This is a genomic window from Glycomyces sp. L485 (assembly GCF_022548875.1).
In the GTDB taxonomy this organism is placed as follows: Bacteria; Actinomycetota; Actinomycetes; order Mycobacteriales; family Micromonosporaceae; genus Glycomyces.
In genome coordinates this window covers 273-20,240 of the sequence record NZ_JAKZEW010000036.1, presented here as the reverse complement: position 1 = coordinate 20,240, position 19,968 = coordinate 273, and the positions used below count along the sequence as shown (strand labels likewise).

21 protein-coding genes, 1 tRNA gene and 2 pseudogenes are annotated in these 19,968 nt (G+C 67.8%); 13 read left to right on the top strand and 11 right to left on the bottom strand.

Going from position 1 to position 19,968, the window contains the following annotated elements; genetic code table 11:
• Window positions 1–175 precede the first annotated feature (175 nt).
• Window positions 176–1,132, top strand: coding sequence for a DMT family transporter (locus tag L0U85_RS15945; RefSeq protein WP_241378748.1), 957 nt, complete (start codon window positions 176–178; stop codon window positions 1,130–1,132).
• Here the strand turns inward: L0U85_RS15945 and nudC are convergent.
• The 3 genes from nudC to L0U85_RS15930 are packed head-to-tail and all read right to left on the bottom strand — an operon-like array spanning window position 1,129 to window position 4,627.
• On the bottom strand, window positions 1,129–2,016 hold the full coding sequence (nudC, locus tag L0U85_RS15940) for an NAD(+) diphosphatase (RefSeq protein WP_241378747.1): 888 nt from the start codon (window positions 2,014–2,016) through the stop codon (window positions 1,129–1,131). The genes L0U85_RS15945 and nudC overlap by 4 nt on opposite strands.
• Window positions 2,013–3,323 carry a pitrilysin family protein gene (locus L0U85_RS15935; RefSeq protein ID WP_241378746.1) on the bottom strand — a complete coding sequence of 437 codons (1,311 nt, stop codon included), beginning with the start codon at window positions 3,321–3,323 and terminating at the stop codon, window positions 2,013–2,015. The genes nudC and L0U85_RS15935 overlap by 4 nt, the downstream gene beginning before the upstream one ends.
• The gene (locus L0U85_RS15930) at window positions 3,320–4,627 is read right to left on the bottom strand and encodes a pitrilysin family protein (protein WP_347177462.1); all 1,308 of its coding nucleotides are present in this window, start codon (window positions 4,625–4,627) and stop codon (window positions 3,320–3,322) included. Before L0U85_RS15930 ends, L0U85_RS15935 begins: the two co-directional genes overlap by 4 nt.
• Window positions 4,628–5,133: 506 nt before the next feature.
• Between L0U85_RS15930 and L0U85_RS15925 the strand changes: the two genes are divergently transcribed.
• The 5 genes and pseudogenes from L0U85_RS15925 to L0U85_RS15905 form a co-directional block, all read left to right on the top strand.
• Window positions 5,134–5,206, top strand: a tRNA-Trp gene (locus L0U85_RS15925).
• Between the two features lie 67 nt (window positions 5,207–5,273).
• Complete coding sequence (locus L0U85_RS15920) at window positions 5,274–5,660, top strand: hypothetical protein (protein ID WP_241378744.1); 387 nt, start codon at window positions 5,274–5,276, stop codon at window positions 5,658–5,660.
• 57 nt (window positions 5,661–5,717) lie between these two features.
• Entirely contained in the window at window positions 5,718–5,993 is a 276-nt protein-coding gene (locus L0U85_RS15915; protein WP_241378743.1) for a hypothetical protein, read from the top strand.
• Window positions 5,994–5,996: 3 nt separating this feature from the next.
• Entirely contained in the window at window positions 5,997–6,323 is a 327-nt protein-coding gene (locus L0U85_RS15910; RefSeq protein WP_241378742.1) for a thioredoxin family protein, read from the top strand.
• A 309-nt stretch (window positions 6,324–6,632) separates the two neighbouring features.
• Window positions 6,633–7,082: pseudogene (locus L0U85_RS15905) on the top strand (IS30 family transposase); the annotation flags it as partial.
• A gap of 104 nt (window positions 7,083–7,186) precedes the next feature.
• On the opposite strand, the gene L0U85_RS15900 reads toward L0U85_RS15905, so the two are convergent.
• Window positions 7,187–8,311 carry a hypothetical protein gene (locus L0U85_RS15900; RefSeq protein WP_241378741.1) on the bottom strand — a complete coding sequence of 375 codons (1,125 nt, stop codon included), beginning with the start codon at window positions 8,309–8,311 and terminating at the stop codon, window positions 7,187–7,189.
• Window positions 8,299–9,753 (bottom strand): hypothetical protein, encoded by a 1,455-nt coding sequence (locus L0U85_RS15895; RefSeq protein WP_241378740.1) that lies wholly within the window; start codon window positions 9,751–9,753, stop codon window positions 8,299–8,301. The genes L0U85_RS15900 and L0U85_RS15895 overlap by 13 nt, the downstream gene beginning before the upstream one ends.
• 278 nt (window positions 9,754–10,031) lie before the next feature.
• On the opposite strand from L0U85_RS15895, the gene L0U85_RS15890 reads away from it, so the two are divergent.
• Together L0U85_RS15890 and L0U85_RS15885 are read left to right on the top strand one after the other, a co-directional pair.
• Window positions 10,032–10,235: a hypothetical protein gene (locus L0U85_RS15890; protein WP_241378739.1), complete on the top strand. Its 204-nt coding sequence runs from the start codon at window positions 10,032–10,034 to the stop codon at window positions 10,233–10,235.
• Between the two features lie 7 nt (window positions 10,236–10,242).
• Window positions 10,243–11,322 carry a hypothetical protein gene (locus tag L0U85_RS15885; RefSeq protein ID WP_241378738.1) on the top strand — a complete coding sequence of 360 codons (1,080 nt, stop codon included), beginning with the start codon at window positions 10,243–10,245 and terminating at the stop codon, window positions 11,320–11,322.
• Between the two features lie 392 nt (window positions 11,323–11,714).
• Here L0U85_RS15885 and L0U85_RS15880 read toward each other — a convergent pair whose 3' ends face one another.
• A complete protein-coding gene (locus L0U85_RS15880) occupies window positions 11,715–12,257 on the bottom strand; it encodes a hypothetical protein (protein WP_241378737.1) in 543 nt (180 codons plus the stop codon).
• Here L0U85_RS15880 and L0U85_RS15875 point away from each other — a divergent pair.
• Together L0U85_RS15875 and L0U85_RS20835 are read left to right on the top strand one after the other, a co-directional pair.
• Entirely contained in the window at window positions 12,256–12,579 is a 324-nt protein-coding gene (locus L0U85_RS15875; RefSeq protein WP_241378736.1) for a hypothetical protein, read from the top strand. The two genes, L0U85_RS15880 and L0U85_RS15875, sit on opposite strands and share 2 nt — an antisense overlap.
• 209 nt (window positions 12,580–12,788) lie before the next feature.
• Entirely contained in the window at window positions 12,789–12,923 is a 135-nt protein-coding gene (locus tag L0U85_RS20835) for a hypothetical protein (protein ID WP_277605904.1), read from the top strand.
• Between the two features lie 68 nt (window positions 12,924–12,991).
• Here the strand turns inward: L0U85_RS20835 and L0U85_RS15870 are convergent, their stop codons facing one another.
• From L0U85_RS15870 to L0U85_RS15860, 3 genes are read right to left on the bottom strand one after another with little or no spacing between them, the layout of a single operon-like run.
• Window positions 12,992–13,678 (bottom strand): hypothetical protein, encoded by a 687-nt coding sequence (locus L0U85_RS15870; protein ID WP_241378735.1) that lies wholly within the window; start codon window positions 13,676–13,678, stop codon window positions 12,992–12,994.
• A 7-nt stretch (window positions 13,679–13,685) separates the two neighbouring features.
• Window positions 13,686–14,786 carry a hypothetical protein gene (locus L0U85_RS15865; RefSeq protein ID WP_241378734.1) on the bottom strand — a complete coding sequence of 367 codons (1,101 nt, stop codon included), beginning with the start codon at window positions 14,784–14,786 and terminating at the stop codon, window positions 13,686–13,688.
• A gap of 16 nt (window positions 14,787–14,802) precedes the next feature.
• Window positions 14,803–16,320, bottom strand: a complete 1,518-nt coding sequence (locus L0U85_RS15860) for a M48 family metallopeptidase (RefSeq protein ID WP_241378770.1) — start codon at window positions 16,318–16,320, stop codon at window positions 14,803–14,805.
• Between the two features lie 186 nt (window positions 16,321–16,506).
• Here L0U85_RS15860 and L0U85_RS15855 point away from each other — a divergent pair, with 186 nt between their 5' ends.
• A complete protein-coding gene (locus L0U85_RS15855; protein WP_241378769.1) occupies window positions 16,507–17,673 on the top strand; it encodes an IS701 family transposase in 1,167 nt (388 codons plus the stop codon).
• Window positions 17,674–18,181: 508 nt separating this feature from the next.
• Here the strand turns inward: L0U85_RS15855 and L0U85_RS21415 are convergent.
• Window positions 18,182–18,459: pseudogene (locus L0U85_RS21415) on the bottom strand (maturase); the annotation flags it as partial.
• A 116-nt stretch (window positions 18,460–18,575) separates the two neighbouring features.
• On the opposite strand from L0U85_RS21415, the gene L0U85_RS15850 reads away from it, so the two are divergent.
• Both L0U85_RS15850 and L0U85_RS15845 read left to right on the top strand, forming a co-directional pair.
• The gene (locus L0U85_RS15850) at window positions 18,576–19,175 is read left to right on the top strand and encodes a TetR/AcrR family transcriptional regulator (RefSeq protein WP_241378733.1); all 600 of its coding nucleotides are present in this window, start codon (window positions 18,576–18,578) and stop codon (window positions 19,173–19,175) included.
• Window positions 19,176–19,307: 132 nt separating this feature from the next.
• Window positions 19,308–19,508, top strand: a complete 201-nt coding sequence (locus tag L0U85_RS15845) for a hypothetical protein (protein ID WP_241378732.1) — start codon at window positions 19,308–19,310, stop codon at window positions 19,506–19,508.
• 198 nt (window positions 19,509–19,706) lie between these two features.
• Here the strand turns inward: L0U85_RS15845 and L0U85_RS15840 are convergent.
• A partial coding sequence (locus L0U85_RS15840) for a cellulase family glycosylhydrolase (RefSeq protein ID WP_241378731.1) occupies window positions 19,707–19,968 on the bottom strand: 262 nt, incomplete at its 5' end.

Here is a 19,968-nt window from a genome sequence, read left to right as displayed (position 1 = left end):
ATGCTCTATAGTTAAGCCGCAAGCTTGCTTGGCTGCTTCGAGGGGTGGCAGCCAAGCATTCAGGCCCGGGATGGATCCGTCCCGGGCCTTTTCTCTGCCCTCTCGACGCAGGCCGACCGTCCGGCTCGCCGGATACGCTCGCTTCCCGATCCTCAGCACCCACTGGAGCCGCCTGATGTCGTCGCCCAGAGCCGCCCTCGGCGTCGCCCTCATACTGTTGGCGTCCGCCTTCTTCGGCGTCTGCGGCCCGCTCGGCAAGGTCGTCATCCAGGCGGGACTGACGCCCATCCAGGTGACGTGGCTGCGCGTCCTCGGCGTCGGCCTCCTCGCGGTCGCCGTCGCGATCGTGCCGCTCATGCGGGCCCGCCGCCACGGCCCCAGGCCCCCGTTGGGCGCGCTCGCCGTGTTCGGACTCATCGCGATCGCCGGTGTCCAGGCCTTCTACTTCATCGCCGTCGAACGCCTCCCGGTGGGCATCGCCCTGCTTCTGGAGTTCATGGGCCCCATCGTCGTGGTCGCCTGGGTCAAGTTCGTGCGCCGCAATCCGCTGCCGCGCCCCGCCGTCGTCGGCGCGCTGCTGTCCATCGCAGGACTGTGCATCGTCGTCGAGGTCTGGTCCGGCCTGCGCCTCGACGCCGTCGGGCTGCTGGCCGGCTCCGCCGCCGCGGCCTGCCAGGCCACCTACTTCCTCTCGGGTGAACGCCTGACCGCGAAGGTCGACGTCCGGGTCCTGCTCGCCGTCGGCTTCACCGTCGGCACGATCGCCCTCGCCCCGCTGGCCGCGCCGTGGGCGATGAACTGGGCGTCGCTGTCGACCGGGGTGGCCCTCGGCGGTTTCGCGACCACGAGCCTGGCGAGCCTGGCCGCGCTCATTGCAAGCACCGCCGTCGCGTACACGCTCGGGTTGTCCGGGCTGCGGTTCCTCGCGGCACCGGTGGCCGGGGCCATCGGCTACGCCGAGGTCGTCGTGGCCGCGCTGGCGGCCTGGGCGCTGCTCGGCGAGGCCCTGACGGCACCGCAGATCATCGGCGGCCTGGTCGTCATCGCGGGCGTCTTCACCGCCCAGCGGGCGGTCGCGAAGCGCCGCACCGCTCCCGACGAGGACGCCGATCTCGCCGGAGCCCCCGCCTAGCGTTCCTCCAGCCAGTCTTCGATGAGGAACCGGGCGATCGAGATCCTCACCGCGCTCGGCGTCGACGAATCCGTCTCGATCCACATGCGACGGACTTCCTCGCGGGTGAACCAGCGGGCGTCGCTGATCTCGTCGTCCTGGAGGCGCAGCTCCTGGCCCGCGTCGGCGCTGGCCCGGTAGGCGAGCATGAGCGAGCGCGGGTAGGGCCACGGCTGGCTGGAGACGTAGGCGAGCGAGTCGAGCTTGATGCCGATCTCCTCGCCGACCTCGCGGTGCACGGCGGCCTCTGCCGACTCCCCCGGTTCGACGAACCCGGCGATGCACGCGTAGCGGCCCTTCCTCGTCGACGCCTGCCGAGGCGTGGAATTGCTCTGCGAGCCGTATCGACGGTGCTGGGCGAGCAGGACCCGGTCGGCGCCGTCGTCGATGAGGACGATCACGGCCGGGTCGGTGCGCGGGAAGACCGTGCGGCCCTCGTCGGCGACGAGCTCCCAGCCGCCTCGGATCGGGGCCAGCTCCTCGCCGGTGGTCGGGTGGTACCGGTAGGTGGCGCGCCAGTGCATCATGCCGATGGCCTGCACGGCGATCGCGAGATCGCGCTCGTCCCAGGCGCCGCCGATCCACCGGGCGTTCAGGCCGTCGGGGACGCTCGCCCAGACGGCGAAGACGGGCGGGTCCTCGCCGCCGAGGTAGATGCGCTCACCCTTGGGTGCGGTCGCGGCGTCGAAGTAGTGCAGGCCCTCCTCGTCGGCGTCGATGTGTTCGGAGACCGGGTCGAAGACGACGACTTGGGCCCGCTGCCAGGCGTCGTCGAGCCATTCGGGTTCGTGTCGTCGCTCCGCGCGCCGGTCGAGCGCGTCGATCGCCAAGGGCGGGCGGGTCATAGGACCTCGATCTCGGAGGAGTCGGCGAGCGGGCCCGTGACGTGCTCACCGTCGCCGAGGATGACCGAGACCGCACCGTCGGGATTCATGCGCTCGGCGGCGACCCGCTTGATGTCGGCCGCGGTGACCGCGCGCAGCCGCTCGGAGTGCTCGGCGAGCCAAGACAGCGGCAGGCCGCAGGCGGCCAGCGCGGAGGTGTAGCCGGCGATGCCGGACTGGGTGGCGGTGGCGAGCTTCACGGAGCCGAGCGCGTAGCGGCGGGCCAGGTCCAGTTCGGCCTCGTCGGGCGGGTTCTCGGCCATGCCGCGCAGCTCGGCCACGATCTCGGCGAGCGCCGGGGCGGTGACCTCGGTGGCCACGTCGACGCTGGTGAGCTGCACCGACCCCGCGGGTGAGTGATCGACTCTGGATCTAGGAGAGTATCCGTAGCCTTTTGACTCGCGCAGGTTCATGACCAGGCGCGAGGTGAAGTAGCCGCCGTAGATGAGGTTGGCGAGGTGCTGGGCGGCGTTGTCGGGGTGGGTGCGCGCGACGGCCGGGTAGGCGACGCGGATCGCGGACTGGACCGAGCCGGGCCGGTTCGCCAGTACGATCGGTCCGGGCTTCAGACTCGGCAGGGGCTCCATGCGTCTCGGCTCCCCGGCGCCGTTCCACGCGCTCAGGGACTTCTCGACGGCGGCCCAGGCCCCGTCGGGGTCGATGTCGCCGACGATGATCAGGCGCGCCCCGGCCGGGTGGACGCGGGAGGCGTGCAGCGCGAGCACCGCGCCGCGGTCGACGTCGCCGACCTCGGCGGCGGTCGGCTGCTGGTGGCCGTAGGGGTGGTCGCCCCACAGCCTGGCGTCGAGCGCGCGGGAGACCTGGAACTCGGGCTGCTGCTCGGCGACGGAGAGCCCGTCGATAATGCGGGACTGCTCGACCGCCAGCGGCTCGGCGGGATAGTCGGCGGCGGTGAGGATTTCACCGAGCACATCGAGCAGCTCGGCGAGGCCGCTGGAGAGGCAGTTGCCGGAAACGGCGATCCGGTCGGGGTCGGCACCGGCGCCCAGCGCGCCGCCGACGCCTTGGAGGCGCTGGGCGATCTGCGTCATCGTCGAGCCCTCGGTGCCGGAGAACAGGGCGGCGGCGAGCATGTCGGCGACGGCGAGGTCGGCGTGCGCGGCCGGGACCGACAGCCGCACCTCGGCGAGCGGCACGCCTGGGCGGCGGACCAGGCTGACCGACAGGCCGTTGGGCAGGGCGCGCTCGACCGGCGTCGGCAGCGCGAGCGGGACTTCCGGCGCGAGGCCGGGAATGGCTGTGCTCACTGGTTTCCTCCGGGAACGACTTCGATGACGGCGCGCCGGTTCGGGGTCAGGGCGGCGGCCGCACGCGCGACCGATTCGGCGGTGACCTCGCCGAGGAGCACGGCGAAGCGGGTGGCCATGGTCGCGTCGCCGTGGAAGACCTCGGCGGTGGCCAGGCGCCGCGAGCGGCCCATGACGGAGTCGTCGCTGCGCAGGAGCTGGGCGGCGACGCGGGCCTTGACTCGGCCGAGTTCGGCCTCGTCGACGCCTTCGGCGACGCGCGCGAGCTCTTCGTGGACGCCGGCCATGACGGTGTCCACGTCGCCGCCCGGCGGCAGGAACGCCTGAATGAGCAGCGCGGTCGGGCCCCTGGAGGCGAAGGGCTCGGCCATGAAGGTGGCGTGGGCGGCCACGGCGGTGGCGACGCGGTCGCGATGGACGAGGCGCTCGACCAGGCGGGAGGCGTCGCCGTCGGTGAGCAGTTCACCGAGGACGACGTACGGCAGGAACTCGGCGAGCTCGGTCACGGGGTCGGGGATGCGCCAGGCCATGGCGACGGCCGGCAGCGTCGCCCGCTCATCCACATAGGATTCTCTGCGCTCGGCGTCCAAGTTCGGCTCCGCGAACGACGGGTGGACCGGCGCGGGCCGCGCCGGCACGTCGCCGAAGTGGCGTTCGACCAGGTCGCGGGCCGTCTCGACGGTGAAGTCGCCGGCGACTGACAGAACCGCGTTCGAGGCCGGGTAGAAGGCGTCGAAGAACGCCTGGGCCTCGTCGACCGTGGCCGCCTCCAGGTCTCCGAAGGATCCGTAGCCGTCGTGGGCGTTGGGGAAGGTGTCGAACATGACCGGCGGGAGCTTGAGCCACGGGAAGCCGCCGTAGGGGCGGTTGAGGACGTTGACCCGGATCTCCTCTTTGACGACGCTGACCTGGTTCTCCAGGTTCTCCTCGGTGATCGCCGGACCCCGCATGCGGTCGGCTTCGAGGAACAGGGCCAGCTCCAGGCCGCCAGAAGGCAGCAGGTTGAAGTAGTCGGTGTAGTCGATGTGGGTCGAGCCGTTGAACGTGCCGCCCGCAGACTGTACGTGCCGCATGTGCTCGGCCTTGCCGACGTTGTGGGAGCCCTGGAACATCATGTGCTCGAACAGGTGCGCGAATCCGGTTCGGCCCTCGGGCTCCGAGCGCATGCCCACGTCGTACACCACCGCCACCCCGACGACCGGCGCTCCGGGATCGGGGGCCAGGACCACCCGCAGCCCGTTGGCGAGCCGGAACGTCTCGATCGCGAACGCCGGAGCGGGAATCGTCGCAACAGTCATGGCCAGACCCTATCTCAAGAGACCGCGCGGCGTTGCTCACAGAAACTCGGATGCGGACCGTTCGCATGCTTCACTTCGCAACCGTGAACAGGCATCGCATACTCTCCGGTCCCGACACTCAGAGCGCCGGCCACTCGTGGCGTCGAATGTGCGCCTGAAGGCCCCGATGTCCGCCGCGCCTCGAAGCGGCAACCCACAGCGAAAGCGACGCTTCTCCCAATGCCCGATTACAGCACCAGTCGGCCCAAGTGCTTCGGCAACACCGTCGCGAAGGCAACCCGTACGCGAACTACCTGGTAGCCACCGCCGCGACCGCCGAGAACGGGGGCCCTCCTCAACCTCGCCGAGATCCTCCAGTCCGACGAGGTCCGCACCTGCATCGAGCGGGCCTGCACCGACGGTTCGGGCATCGCGGCCTCGTAACCAGCCAATACATGCCTCATACCCGGTTGCACCGGCCTGGAAGCGGCACGTAAGATGGTTGCGGCCAGGCCGGGCAACGGGCCTGGCATAGGGGTGTGGCGCAATTGGCAGCGCAACGGTCTCCAAAACCGTAGGTTGCAGGTTCAAGTCCTGTCACCCCTGCAAGACCAGCATTATCCGAACACCGGGCCGTGATCAACGGCCCGGTGTTCGGCATTTCGGGCCCCAAATGACTGCGTTGCTCGGGCAGCAGTGGCGTGAACGGCGACCGGATCTCGTCCGCGCCGATCTTCGGCTCGCCGGTCGCTTCATCGACGTAGACGAGCAGCCGCTTGAAGAAGGACAGGTGAAAGGTCTTGTGGAAATCCTCCGGCACCGACTTCAGCAGCCGCCGAGGATCCTCCAGCAGTTGCAGCAGCATCGCGATCGCCTCGCCAGCGCGCTCCACCTTGGCATCACCGACTTCGGTCAAGCGCTCATCGATCACCGCCGACTCATCACGCAGCCGCCGCATCGGCGGCTCGGATTCATCTGGGACGCCGGGAACACGGAGATTCCCGTCGAACCAGGGGAGATCCGTTCCCGACTCTGGTCGTTCACGACTACAGGAAGGTAAGCCGTGTTTCTCAGGTCCGACTTCGATTTCGTCTCTCACAACGCTACTCGCGACGAGGTGATCGATCTTATCGACTCCCTCGGTCAGGGCGAGAATTCGATCGCGCTTCTCGGACGCGAAGTCCAGGTGTACATCCAGACCAACTACCTGGCGGACATCGACCAGTTCGGCCTCGACTATCGAGCCGGCAGCGCGAGCCAGCACTATGAGGCGACCGTGCCGTCGAAGGAGCTGGTGATGAGCGCGTTCTTGAGCTACCTCGCCGGAGACAACCAGTGGCGCACCATGGTCGAGTGGAAGCGCGACACACACTACGAAGCGATTCAGGGGTGAACTATGCGTTTCCTCGATGACACGACCGTGCAGGATTTCCTGGCAGACGACAGCCCGCGCCTGCTCGTCTTTGGCTCCGCCACCGATCTGAGTAGTCAGGTCTTCGGCAGGCAGCTTGCGGAGTTCGAACAGGAGACCGAAGGTGCGGTCGCCGTCGGTCTCATCGACATTGACAAGGCTCCCCTCACGGCCACTGAATGGGGTGTGCGCCCTGCCAACCTGCCCGTGCAGGTCTTCTTCAAGAACGGCATCTTGCAGCGCGTCCTTCTCGGCGTCCGCTCGTCCCAAGGCATCGTCGCTGAACTCGCCGAATACCTCAAGATCTCCTGACAGATCCTGTCCTTGGCGATGAGAGCATCAACCCGTGCCCGGAGACGCTGCCGCCGGCGCCCGGTGCGCAGGGCTTTTTCGGGTTCCTGAAGGGTTCGGTTGATGGGTGATGCCCAGGATCGGAAGGGCTCGTTCGGGTTCGGCTCCGATTGCACGGGTGGTCTTGACGATGTTGCTCGAGCCGAGGATTTTGAGGGCGCCGGTGGCGAGGTTTCTGAAGGCGGCCATCGCGCGGGGCGCGCTCCCGGCGTGGACGGTGGAGGAGTCAGGTGGTTCTGGATGAAATCGCGCAGGTCAGGGTTGGACGGCTCGGCGATCGGCACCCTGGTCGAACGATCCACCCGCTACGTAATGCTCCTGCACCTGCCCGGCCGCCACGACGCCGTTAGCGTCCGCGACGCGCTCATCGACACCGTCCGCACACTCCCAGCCCACCTGGTGAAGTCACTGACCTGGGATCGCGGCTCCGAAATGGCAGAACACAAGGGCTTCAGCGTCGCCACCGACATCCCCGTCTACTTCTGCGACCCCGCCAGCCCCTGGCAACGCGGCTCCAACGAGAACACGAACGGCCTGCTGCGCCAGTACTTCCCCAAAGGCACCGACCTGTCCGTCCACGACCGCGAACGGCTCGCCGCCGTCGCTGCCGAACTCAACGGCCGCCCACGCAAAACGCTCGGCTGGGAAACCCCAGCCGAGCGCCTTGCTAAGCTCCTGACCGAAAACAGCATCTATCAGCAGTGTTGCAACCAGCCCTAGAATCTGCCGATGTGGTTCGGGCCTTTTTGATATTGCGATCATGGCGTTCGCTTGACGGGCGTTCTTCTCTTGAGCGCCAAGGTGTGTCCGTGAACGGACATGGTTTACGTGCCGAAGCGGGAGTTCATGGCGCGGTAGTGGTCGAGCACGTCCTGGCGGAGGAGGCCTCCGTAGCCGGCGGCGTCGACGCGTGCGACCAGTGCTGGGGCTGCGATGCCCATGCTCGCGGCTGCGGCTTCCACGTTCCAGTCGTAGTCCGACAGTGTTCGCAGGAGTCGTCCCCGTCGTGACTGGGTTTCTGAGAGGCGGAACGTCCGCAGGTATGCGAGGCGGCCGTTGTCGTCGCTGATCGCCTCGCCCACGTGGGTCTCGCGGCCGGGCACGAAGTGCGGCCGGAACCGGCGGAGCGTGTACTGGTTCATCTGGTAGTCGCCGGTGAAGACGTATTCAGCGTCGAGAAGTCCTCCGGCCATGGCGTCCTCGTGGAAGTCGGTCCACTCCCGCTGTGCGACTCTGATTGTCGTGCGCAGGTCGGCGACGGTGTCGATCGAGCTCTCGTGAAGCCGCACGCGGAAGTCCGGGACGTCCTCGTACAGGTGCGTGTACCGCCAGATGAGCTCACCGAACCCGTCCTCGACGAGGGTCGGGTGCAGGGCCCGGTAGTCGTCCGGGTGCGGGGTGACGACGGCTGAGGCGAGCGCGTCGGCGATGTACACCAGGACGCCGCATTGTCCAGGATGGATCTCGAAGATGCGCAGGGCATCGGCGAGCCCTTCAACGTCGTAGCCGATGTACTGCGGCTCCTCCGAACGCGGCAGGCCGCGGCGGAACACGCGGGTCGACCATTCGCGCCAGGCGATCGTTGGAACCTGGAACGTGAGCGGTAGGAAGGCCTCGAGTGCAGTTTGGTGCGGGACGAAGCGCACGCGGGTGCGCCGTTCGAGTTTCGTCTTTGGTCGCCCGGACTTGCGCACGGTCTTGGCGGGCATGCGCAGTGCGGTGCCGAGTGCGGGCACGGCGGTGCCGTCGTCGGTCCACTCGGCGGTCAAGCCGTGTGGCGCGTAGCAGCAGCGCGGCTCGTACCCGCCGAACGGGTCGTTGTCGGGAAACCCGTTGGGGTGCAGCCGCAGCGACGAGATCGGCTCGTCGCGGACGAGCGGTACGAGCCGGACCCCGCCCCACACTTGGCCGGGGCGGGTCTGGAGTCCGTCGAACGTCAAGCGGTGCACGGTATCTCCTCGGTGAGCCAGCGCTCGACCCGCGAGTCGATGTGGGCTCGCAGCTCGGCGATCCCAGTGCGGGCGGTGGCGAACCGGGCGAACTCAACGAGCTCGGGCAGGTCTTCGGCGTCGCGGATGCCGATTGTGGGGGTGGTGGGTGCGAGGCGGCGCGCCTGGAGCCCCGCGGCGTCGAACACCGGGTTCAGGTGGGCCACAGCGGTCTTTCCCTCGGGGTCGAGCCGATCCTCCCAGACGCGCAGGACTTCGGCGGCCATGCCGACCGGTGCGTTGTCCCAGCCGTCGGAGACCACGACAAGCGCATCGGGGCGCTTCTCGAGCCCGTCCAGGATTCGCTCCCCGAGCGCGGTGACGCCGCGGGCGCGGGCCATGAGCGGGTCCACGTCGCCAGAAAGCCACAAGGGGCTGTAATCGGCGGCCAGCTCCTGCAACAGGAAGTGCGCCGCCAGCGCTACGACGAGTGGCCGCCGCCGCTTCTCGCTCGACCCACTCGCCGAGTAGCTGTCGTCGAGCACCGCCGCGACCCGCCCCCACGTCCCGGCACGCAGACCGGCCACGCGCAGCGCCGCGGCACGGAGGGCGTCGGTCAGCTCTACGCGCCGCTGCTCCAGCTCCTCCACCGGCAGCGCGAGCGCGTACGCAGCAAGGCGGGTCAACGACATCCGCGACAGGTCGGCGACGTCAGCGGCCACCCCGATCGCGCCGACCCGTGCGGCCGATCGCTGGAGCCGCAGCCGCTCGCCGCGGGTGAGCTGGGGCGCGATCTTCTCCAGGAACTCGGCGCGAGTGATGCGGTGCTTGGCCGCGAAGCCCTCGGCCACCGTATACGGCAGCTCGAACACGGCTCGCCGGTCGAAATGGGCGCGCCGCCAGGTTTCAAACTGGGGAGTCTCGAAGCGGCCCGCGGCATGCCGCCCGAACAGAAACGCGTCCAGCTCCTCGCCGGGCAGGTCCTCGACCTTCATGTGCGCGTGACGGATTGCGCCGAGGAACGCGGACCGGTACTTGACGGCCTCGAACGCCGGGTCCGGGCGTGCGACGAGCCATTCGCGCATGATCGCGCGAGTCCGCCGGTTGTTGACCCGGGCCTTCCGCAGGGCGGTGAACAGGTGGTATACCCGGTGCGTCGGCAGCTCGGCAAGCGCTTTGGTGATGAGGCGGCCCTCGACGACGCGCTGGTTCTGGTTGGCGTCGCGACCGCTCTGCAAGAGCCGCATGATGATCGCGGCGGCATTGCGGTCGTTGACGCCGAGCGTGAGCGTGGCCGCGTACAGGTCCCGGTAGTTGACGAGCATGTACTCGTGTAGGAACTCCATGGACCACTGCTGCGCGTCGGCATCGGAGTGGAACTCGCCCTGGCCGGTCGAGGCGATCGCGGCGTTGACGAACAGCAGCACGTCCTCTGCGGCGGTGCGGTCGGCTGTGAGTTCCATTGGGGCGTCCGGGTTTCGAAGGGCCTGGGTGCCGACCGGGGAATGAGAGGCACGAAGGCGAACTATCGCTTACAAAACGGATCCGGAAGTCGCACCGGAGTCCCGCGGTCGGCAACGCCCACCTTATTATCGGCGCGCCATCTGGCGTGGCTTCGCGATGAACTCGGCGACCGGTTCCTCGGAGGCGCGGTCCTTCATACCGGCCCACGCTCGTTCCCCCTCGGCGACCGGGTGGTGGCCGCCCCGATCGCCGCACTCGGGTCTCGTCCGGCCACTTCATGAGCCGAGCCTTCCCGATCGAAAGCTCTGCTCGGTTCGGCGAGGTCGGGACCAGCGGCGCGGTGATCTCCCACAGCCCATCGGGCACAAGAATTCTGGTCCTCGCGAACAAGGGGACCTGTGCCAAGATGGAACGCATGACCAACTACTGCGAGCGCTACGGGGGCGATGCGTCCCGCGTGACGAACGGATACGGGGCGTAGCGGCCGCATGGGAACCCTTCAGAGCCTGAGCGGAAGAGCGAAACTCGTCATCGCCGCGGTCGCGGTCGTCCTGATCGCCGCCCCGGCCGCCCTCTACCTCCTGACCAGGCCACCGTGGCCGGTGGACGGGGACCTCTGCCGTCAAGGCACGTGGGTCGGCGCCGAATCGAAGTGGCTCGCGAGGCTGGAAGAATACGAGCCCGACCGCCTGACCGAGTACGACTCGGGTCCGGCCGAGGAGGTCTCCGTGCTCGCCGACGACGTGAGGATAGCGAACCAAGATCTTTTCGAAAGGCAGTCCTGCACCTACCCCGGCCTAGCCTTGTTCGCTGCCATGCTCATGGAGGTCGTCGACACCCCCGGTCACAACGGTCCCGACAATCCGGCCGCTCCCGCCGATCTGGAAACCGCATATTTCGACGAGCTCGGTGCCGAAGGGCTGGTGACCGGTTGGGGGCTGGGCGCGACCAGGTACTGCGGTGGGACGTTCTGGGAAACAGACGACGGCCCCGATACACCTCCTCCTTTCGCCGTGGAGGCACAGGAAATGCTCGGGATCGGACTCGCGCACGTGACGAACCCGGACCGGGAAACACTGATCGACGAAGGCAACTACACCGAGTTGATCCTCGATCCTGAATACCACCTGGGCGAGGAGTACACCAGCCGCTTCATCGAGCTCGGCTCGTCGCAGGTGCCGTTGGTGAAGTACGCCGGCTCACCCGTCCTCGGCCGGGACGACGAGCACACTGAGGATCTGAACAACTTCCATGGCGGCGAGTGGGAGATCGACACGGTGGGGCCGACCGTCTACGGATGGTCGGTGCTGGCGCCGCTGCTGCGGTTCGGCGACTTCCACGAGGACTTCCTGACTCCGGTGGCGACAGCGGTCATCGAGTTCGATATCGAGCACGGCGGCGACTGGACCGTCGAGGGCGAGGATCCTCTCTGGTTCGACCTCACCCTCGACGAGCCGACCAACGCCATCGACGCCGTGCTCGAAGCCTTGTCCCGCAACCCGGCCGCTGCCGAAGCGGTGTTCGAGGCGACCGGCGACGATCGGGTCGCCGAACTGCGGAACGACTGATGGCGGTGCATTGATAACCGATCCCCGCGGGCCGTCGAGAATGGTGCGACACCTGACCGATTCACCATCGTGAGCGGCGCTCGGTACCCGCACCTTTATCTGGTCGCGTGGGGAACCCGCGCGATCTCGGGGTGCGGTGTTCGGCTCGGGCCGAGTACCGGGCCCGCGTGCCCGCGCACTGGCTGCCGAGGACGATCGCGCGGCTCGAGGACAGCTCCCGTCCCCTCCTTATCGGTGGCCTCAGACTGCGCCTGATTGAAGTCGCGATCGCCATCGCTGTCACCGGGGGCCGATGTTCCGGAACGCCGGTCCGTTCCGCTGGATGGGGGAACGCGGCGGAGCCTTACCGGCGTGCTGCCGCCAGACCGCGCATTGAGGCACCGGGTCCGCCGTCAGCTTGATTCTTGCGCGGGCCCGCCGTCGCCGAACCAACGCCGGGCTCTGGGGTGGAGGAGGAAGGTCGTGGTCAGCATCGACGGCACCAGGGACACCGCGACCAGCCACGCGTAGACGGCGAGCGGCCCGATCGCCGAATCGACCTGCCACTGAAAAGCGAGCACCCCGGCGATCACGATGGCCGCGTACTGCGGAGGCGCGAACGCGATCAACGCGGTCCGGAGCCGGATCGTGCCGGCACCGAGCCGGGTGGTGAGCCTGGTGTACACCGCGGTGACGAGGATGAACACGACCACCGTGATCAAGGCGCGGGCGAGCACCGTGCCGTCGGCAGGATCGCCGGGAGCTGCACTGTCGGTCTGCGCAGGACGCGGGTCGGACATGCCGTACACGAAGGCGCTGAACAGCAGGATCAGGCCTCCTCCGCAAGCGAGCACGGCGAGGAGGGCGACCTGGGCGGTGGCGGAGATCTGAGCCGCCGTGACGGTGCGCGGCTTTTGCCGACGCGGCGCTGAACCGGCGAAGCTCGGCAGTGCCATGGTGAGCCTCTTCAATGATGAACGGACCTGCCAGCGTAGGCGCCACGTACCACCCTGTGCCGTCGTCGTCGCCGGTGCGGTCGGAGTCGCGCTGCTGCTCGGACTTTCCGGCGCCCCTGCCGGACCGCCGAAGCAGGAGGTCGAGAAGTTCCCGGTCGGCGAGCAGATCGACCGGCCCGACGTCTGCGCGGTCCTCGGTGCAGAGGAGCTCATAGCGACGACGTCGGCCCACGGGTACGAAGTCCTTGAGGACCAGCGCGCGATGCGAGTTGCTTCCTGGACACCGTGTGACTCGTCGACGGTGATTAGGGCTCTTCGATGAACAAATTGACCTGGGGCGTCGCTACTGTAGTGGATCGCTCGTTACATGGGGCGTGACCGATCGGATCTCGCTGGCGGAGAAGTACGAGTTGATGCGTGCGCATCTCAACGAGCGGCAGTGGCGCCTCTACCTCGGCGTCGATGCGCTCGAATACGGTGTGCCCGTGGTAACTCAGGCTTTGAGGGCCTCGAAGAACAGTCCGCAAGGGCATGAACGAGATCGAGGCCGGGGCCGAGGTGACCGACCGGGTCCGCGCTCCAGGCGGTGGCCGCCCGAACCTGGAAACCGTCCAGCCCGGTATCACCGCCGCACTGGAGTCGCTGGTCGAGCCGACCGTGCGATGAGGTCGCCTTTCTGAGGCAGGGGTGCTGGAGCGGCCCTACTTGACCCGTGGGCGGTCTTTGGCGAGCGTTCACATGGTCCGCAGCGCCCATACGTACGACCATGCGATCAATCCGACCCCGAGCACGCCGCACACGACGCTCGTAGTCAGGGCGACGTCCTTCGCGATGGCGGGGAAGAGCAGCAGCCAGCCGACCCCCGCGGGCATCATCGCGAGGAATCCGATGCCGCTGGGCTCCCAGCCGGCCACATAGAAGCGCATGAGGAAACGGGTCAGCGCCGTATTGCGCACCGGCTGCAGCGAGAGCGAGGTTCCCGAGACCGTGGGCCGACCGAACGTGTCGGCCTGATCGCCATAGGCGGTGAACGACAGTTTCTCGTGGCGGAAGGACGGACGCAAGGACCGGCCGATGTAGACGAACGACAGTGCCGCGAGAGGCCAGGAGCAGTTCGGCAGCCACCACAGCACGACAGGGCCCATGATCACGGCCAGCAGCGGGGCCACGAGGAAGACCATCGCAAGGACGGAGCCCACCGACGACATGGAGGGTTCGGTGAACACGGCGACCGTGAGTTCACCCGATACGACGCCGAAGATCAATATCCCCCAGCCCAAAGCGAAGATGGTCGCCCAGATTGCCAGCCAGACCAGGCCGACCAGCAGGTATCCGAACGGGCGCCAAGCCAGGGCCCACCGAGGCGGAGGCGTGGCGTTCCGGGTGCTCCAGTCCGGGTCGCCGGCGACGATGTCTTCCAAGTCGGTCCTATTTTCGGGCGATGGTGGCGGCGCAGGCCCTGCGACGGTACCGGTCGAAGTTGGCGATCGCGGCGTCGCCCCAGTATTGCCACGGGGTGCCCGAGGCGTCGATGCCCAACTGCTGGAACAGCGGCAGTGCCTCGGCGCCCCGGCCGGCGTTCACCAGCCCGTAAGCCGCCCAGCGCCGGTCGGCGCTCGCGTCCACACCGGCGCTGCCTTGGGGCGTGCCCAGCCAGTGCAGCATGGCGTCGAGCGCGCGGTGCACCTCGGCCTGCTGCCACACGTTCTCGTTCTCGCCCTCACCCTCGGCCGCCGCCTGGATGATCAGGAAGGCGAGTGACGGGGACGCCGACGCGGCCTGGAGAGCGAAGCTGAGCATCCGGTCCGCGCCGAAGCCGGACCAGTACTGTCCCGCGAACTCGTGTCCAGTGCGGTGCAGCGGGTCTCGGGCCAGCAGTTCGCGCCAGACCGCGCCGAACTTGTCGTTGTCGAATTGGAGACCCATGGCGACCGTGACCAGCGTGGTCCACGGCGTCGGGTCCTCCTGCGCCATCTCGGTCGCTTTCCACGCCGCCGCCTCGGCCTGCGGAAGCACCTGAACGAACGCCTCGTGCTGCTGGGCCGAGGTGTTCTCGTTGTTGTTGTCGCCGCGCAGCTTCCAGGCCAACCAGAGCAGGCCCTGCGCATCGACGGCCGCGATGTGCTTGTCGTCGCCGGTGCCGGCCGCCCTCCACGCCTCCAGCCAGGTGCGGTCGTCGGCCACGGTCTCGGCGAGCGCATGGACCGCGGCGGCCCGCATCGCCCAATCCCCGTAGCTGCGGTTGAGCAAGTGGGCGGCCGGCCGCCAATCGCCGGCTCTGGCCGCGGTCACCGCCGCGGTGATCACCGGGACGGGGCTGATCAGGTCGGTGCGCAGCGCGTGCCTGGGCGGCAGACCCCATTGGACCGCGTCGACGGGCGGGTCGGAGGGCAGGCCCTCGATTAGTTCGGCCGGATCGATGCTCGGATCGATCTGCTGGCACAAGGCGATCAGTTCTTCGGCGTTCGTCGATTCGAGGTAAGCCTTCCACGACAGGCCGCGGCGCTTGGCCTCCTTCCGCATGGCCATCAAGACCTTGGTTTTCTTACCGAGCAGCAGCGCCATAGTGGCCGGGCCTTCCTGGTGAGTCTCTTACTGAATCGAGGAGCGCGCGCAGGCGCGAGGTGTCGGGGCGATCGTTGAGGGCGGCGTCGATCAGGTCCGGCAGCGAGTCCGGGTACCGCTCGTCCAGCCGCAAGGTGCCGACCGACGGCCAGGATTCGGTCCAGTGCAGTGCGCCCGCCGAGGTGAGCGTCGCGGCGACTGCGCCGAACAATGCCTTGTGGACGATGAGTCTGGATCGTTCGCGAAGGACGCGGGGGCCGTCCGACGGATCGGCCGCCCGGTCCGGGTCCGCGCCCAGTTCGATCAGCCTGCCAGCGTCGAGCGCGTCCAGCAGCGCGCGCAGCGTCGGCGGTCCGCCGGTGACCCGAGCGGCGTTTGCCAGTACCCGGTCGGTGTTCTCGGTCAGCGAACTGATGCCGCTGATGCGGATCAACGTCGGCCAGTCCGCGCGCCGCTTGGACCTCGCCTCCGGCGTCAGATCGGCCAGCACCGCCGCGTCGAGCAGCCGCAGGGGATCGCGCAGCAGGCCGAGCGCGGACGTGGCCGGGACGTGGATCGTGCCGACGGCGCCCAGCGCGTCGGTGGCGGCGATCCGGTCGCGCAGTGGCGGATGCGAGTCGAACGGATCCGCCGCATCCGGCGGATCGGTGCGCAGGCCGTGCAGCGCGTCGTGCAGTGAGGCGTGCAATCTTTGGTACCCGGCGAACACATCGGCCGGCAGATAGCCCGCGTCCCAACCGATGACCAGGTGGTTGTTCTCGAACACATCCCACGACTCGTTGATCGGCGCCAGCTCGCGGAGTGCGGAGGCGGTGGCGGCCGAACCGACGGCGGCCGCAGCCGCCTCGTCCGCCACGTCCTCCTGGCGCCTGCTCAGCTTCGCAGACGCGCGGAACACGAACGCGCCGTAGTGCCGCAGGAGGAAATGCAGCCCCAGTTGGAGGCGGTCGCCGCGATTGATCGTGGCGAGCGTGCGCGTGAAGGCGCTGCGACTGCGGTAGGCCAGGCCGGCGAAGCGGGTGTCGCGATTGCTGTAGTGGGCGAGTTCGTGGGTCAGCACCGCGGCGAGCTGGGCCGAACTCATCGTCGCGACCAGCGGGGCGCCGATGAACATATGCCGCCGAGCGGAGATCAGCCCGAGCAGCCGGGTGTCCTCGCGGACGGAGGCGTTCGCCTCCGCGACCAGATGAATGTCGTCCGGGGGCCTGGTGTCCGCGACCACGGCGAGCCTGCGGACGAGCGCCCACAGCTCCGGCTGCTCGTGCTCACGCACCGGCACGCCGCGCACCGCGTTGTCGCTCTTGGAGAACAGCACCCACAGCCCGCGGCCGAGCACCAACACGGTCGGCACGACCCCGATCGCGATCTTGACGGCGGTGACGGGGGAGACGGTGAACGCCCACACGTTGAACCAGACCAACCCACCCATGAGGGCGAGCATCGCCACCGGGACGGCGTTGATCAGCAGCACCCAGAGCACGGTGCGGGGCAAGAGCATCACGAATCGCCGCCGACAGCGTGAGCCACGAGGGACTTGGCCTGGCTGAACATGGTCGCTTTCTCATCGTCGATACGTCAAGTACAGCAGTCGCGGGACACCGGCATTCTACCACGACAGCTGTATTTCGTTGTGCCGCAACTTGTCTAGTATGGTTTTGTGGTCGATGATGTTGCGGCAGGGGATGTGTCGTCGTGGAAGTCAAGTCTTGATGATGCGTTCGCCGAGGTTGCGGGGCTGTTCAGCCGAGTGGAGCTGCGGCGGCGGGCGAGGTCGTATTTGGTCGGGCTGCTGGCGCCGGTAGAGCGGAAGAACTCCTGGCAGTTGGCCGAGGCGGCCGGGGATACCGACCCGTGGAAGGTGCAGCACTTCCTGGGCCGGGCGAAGTGGAGCGCTGATGCGGTCCGCGACCAGGTTCGCTCCTTTGTGTCAACCAATTTGGCCGGGCCGGACGGTGTGCTCGTGGTCGATGAGACGGGTTTCATCAAGAAGGGCCGCCGCTCAGCAGGGGTGCAGCGGCAGTACTCGGGGACGGCGGGCCGGGTGGAGAACTGCCAGCTCGGCGTCTTTCTCGCCTACGCCGGTGAGCAGGGCCGGGCGTTGATCGACCGTGAGCTCTACCTGCCCGAGTCCTGGATCGCCGATCGCGACCGGTGCGATGACGCCGGCATCCCCGATGACCGCTGGCACCAGGGCGTGCTGACCAAGGCGCGGCTGGCCGAGGCCATGATCGGGCGGGCCCTCGCGGCCGGTGTCGAGGCCGGTTGGGTCGCCGCCGACTCCGCCTACGGCCGCGACGGCGCCTTCCGCGCCTTCCTGGAAGCCCGGCGCATGTCCTATGTCGTCGAAGTGCCGGTGAGCCAGACCGTGGTCGACCTGGACGGCAAGCGCAGGGTCGACACCCTCATCGGCCGCGCGCCCGAGGAAGCGTGGCACCGAGTCTCGGCCGGACCCGGCGTCCGCGGTGAGCGGGAGTACGACTGGGCCTGGGCCACCGTCCCCTCCTACGGCGACCTCCCGCCCGGATACGCTCGCACGCTGCTGGCCCGCCGTTCCATTGCAGATCCCACCGATATTGCCTACTACCTGTGCTTCCACCCCGACTCGGTCGAGCGCGAGGCGATCGTGCGCGTCGCCGGGGCCAGGTGGGCGATCGAGGAGTGCTTCCAGGCCGCCAAGGGCGAATGCGGCCTGGACCATTATCAAGTGCGCAGGTGGGAGGGCTGGTACCGGCACATCACCATGTCCATGCTGGCCCATGCGTTCCTGGCGGTGATGGCGGCGACCGACCCAAAAGCCCACGCGAGCTGGGAAGACTCACAGTCCCCGAAATCCGCCGTCTCCTGGCGGTAGTCCTCAACCCCGCTCGCTCCCTCGGCCATGCCCTCGCCGCCGCCCACTGGAGGCGCCGCCACCAAACCCGCGCTAGACAATCCCGCTACCAGCGACAATAGAAGCAGCACAACGAAATACAGCTGTCGTGCTACTACGGCAGCGGAAGCTCGTTTCATGACGGACAGTGGTTGTCTCGGCGGCGGTAATGGGCTCGCCGGGTGGCTTCGTTGTGGCCGCATATCCATTCTGACCTGCGGTAGCGGTGGTCATCGGGGTGGTCGGCCGGATGATCTCGGCGTGCAGTCGGGCGAGACCGGTGAGACTCAGGTGGCTGCTTCGGGATCGGGCGAGGTGGTGGGCGATGGTGATCGCGGCCGCAACGAGCAGGCACAGGGTGATCCAGCGGCGGACCGAGGTCCAGGTCCGCATCTGATGCTCATCGAGTCCGAAGTGGCCCTTGGTATCCTGGGTAGGGTCGACCGCGCGGCGAGGTGCCCGCTGTCCGCGGGTCCTTTTCCGCGCTGTCTAGTTCACGCCGACGCGCGGGTTTGCCGCGCATGAGATACGGGGCGCTCTTGGCCCGGATCACCGATGTCGGGACGTGCAAGCCGATCGCGCCGTTGACGGCCCTCTGGCCGGTCACGGTGCGCTGCTTGTCGTCGTGCAACACGCTGATCTCATAGCCAGGAACTGCGCTCTGCCGGTCCTGGCATGCGTGATCAGCGTCTTGTCCTGGGACAGTTCCAGCTTGAGGTCATCGTGCAGGAACGCCGCCAGGCGCTGTTTGATCTCCTCGGCTACGGCGGCGGCGGCGCAGCTCGGTTTCGGGCGAGGTGACACGTTCCTCGGATGTCGGGTCGGTCTCCATCATTCCTCCTTACCGATCGGTCAGTAAATATACCATCTGGTAAGTTATGGCAATGCCTAGGACGAGTAAGACCAGCTCAGAGGGCGCATCGCCGACCTTCGCTCAGCGGCACCGCAGAGCGCAGATCATCGAGAAGACCATCGAGCTCGTGGCCGAGAAGGGCTATGCGGGCGTCTCCCTGTCGGGGATCGCCGAACGCGCGGGCATCACCAAGCCTGCGGTGCTCTACCACTTCTCAAGCAAGGCCGCGGTCGTTGATGCGGCTTACGAGCACGTGCTTCATGAACTCGTCTCGCACGTCGGTGCCGCGGTGGAGGCCGCATCCGCAGAGGAAGGACCTGCCGCCTACGCGAGTTCGATGATCGAGTATCTGAGCGTGAACCGACGGCACACGCGCATGATCATCGAGGCGCTGAGCAACAGCGACGCCGAAAGGGACACCGCCGCCCGCTGGAAACCCTTGGCGCAGCTCATCCAGGCCGCGCGCAGGACACGCGGCCTGGCTCCCGATCCGGACAGCCGCACCACGGCGCTCATCATCGGCGGTGCGATCGACGCTATCGTGACCGAGAAGTTGCAGGACCCCGCCTACGACACCAGGAACGCCGCCGCACAGTTGACCGCTCTCATCGACGCCACCTACACACCATGAAAGCGGCGCTTGGCGAGGAGTCCCATGGGCATGCTCAACCACGAACTTGAAACGAGTTCTCGGCGAACTGCGTACAACTCAGGTGGTTTGAGCATCGGGAGGGTCCCGATCGGGTACCGGTACGGTTGGCGCGTGGACGAGGCGAACTCCTCTCAGGGCGCCCGCGACGACGATGCCCCGGCAGAGCCGCCGCCGGGCGCCGAGTCCGCGCCGCAGCGGCGGCGTCCGACCCTCCTCGCCATTGCGGCAGTCGCCCTACTGGCGGCCGCTGGCCTGATCTGGTCGAGTGACCTGCTGGGACGCCTGCTCGATACGTATGATCCCTGCAGTTGAATTTGAAGCGGCCCGGATCGAAGGATCCGGGCCGCTTCTTCGTTTCTCTGGGCTCACCAGATCGGTGGCAGGATGATCGGGCGTCGAAGCCAGAACCAGCGGGTCACTTATGGTTTCAGCATCCGTATCATCGCTGGTAGCAAGGCACTTCTTGCGTCACGACACCCCCACCTGACTAGAACTCATGAAGCGGTCGGGTTAGAGGCCGCTCATGATGGCATTGACGATGCCCGGTTGGGTTACCGCATAAGAGGTTCGGTCGAACAGCCCGAACCCGTACTGCCCGTTGACGCCGTTGTCCCAGTAGATGGTGGCGGCTCCATACTGCTTGGCGGTGGCCACCATGGCGCGCGCGAAGTCCTCCCGATACTGGTTGTTCGCCGAGTCGTGCGATGACTTGTCGACCGAGCCGTACTCGCCTACGACGACCGGGTATCCTCGCGTGACGAATGCGTCGTAG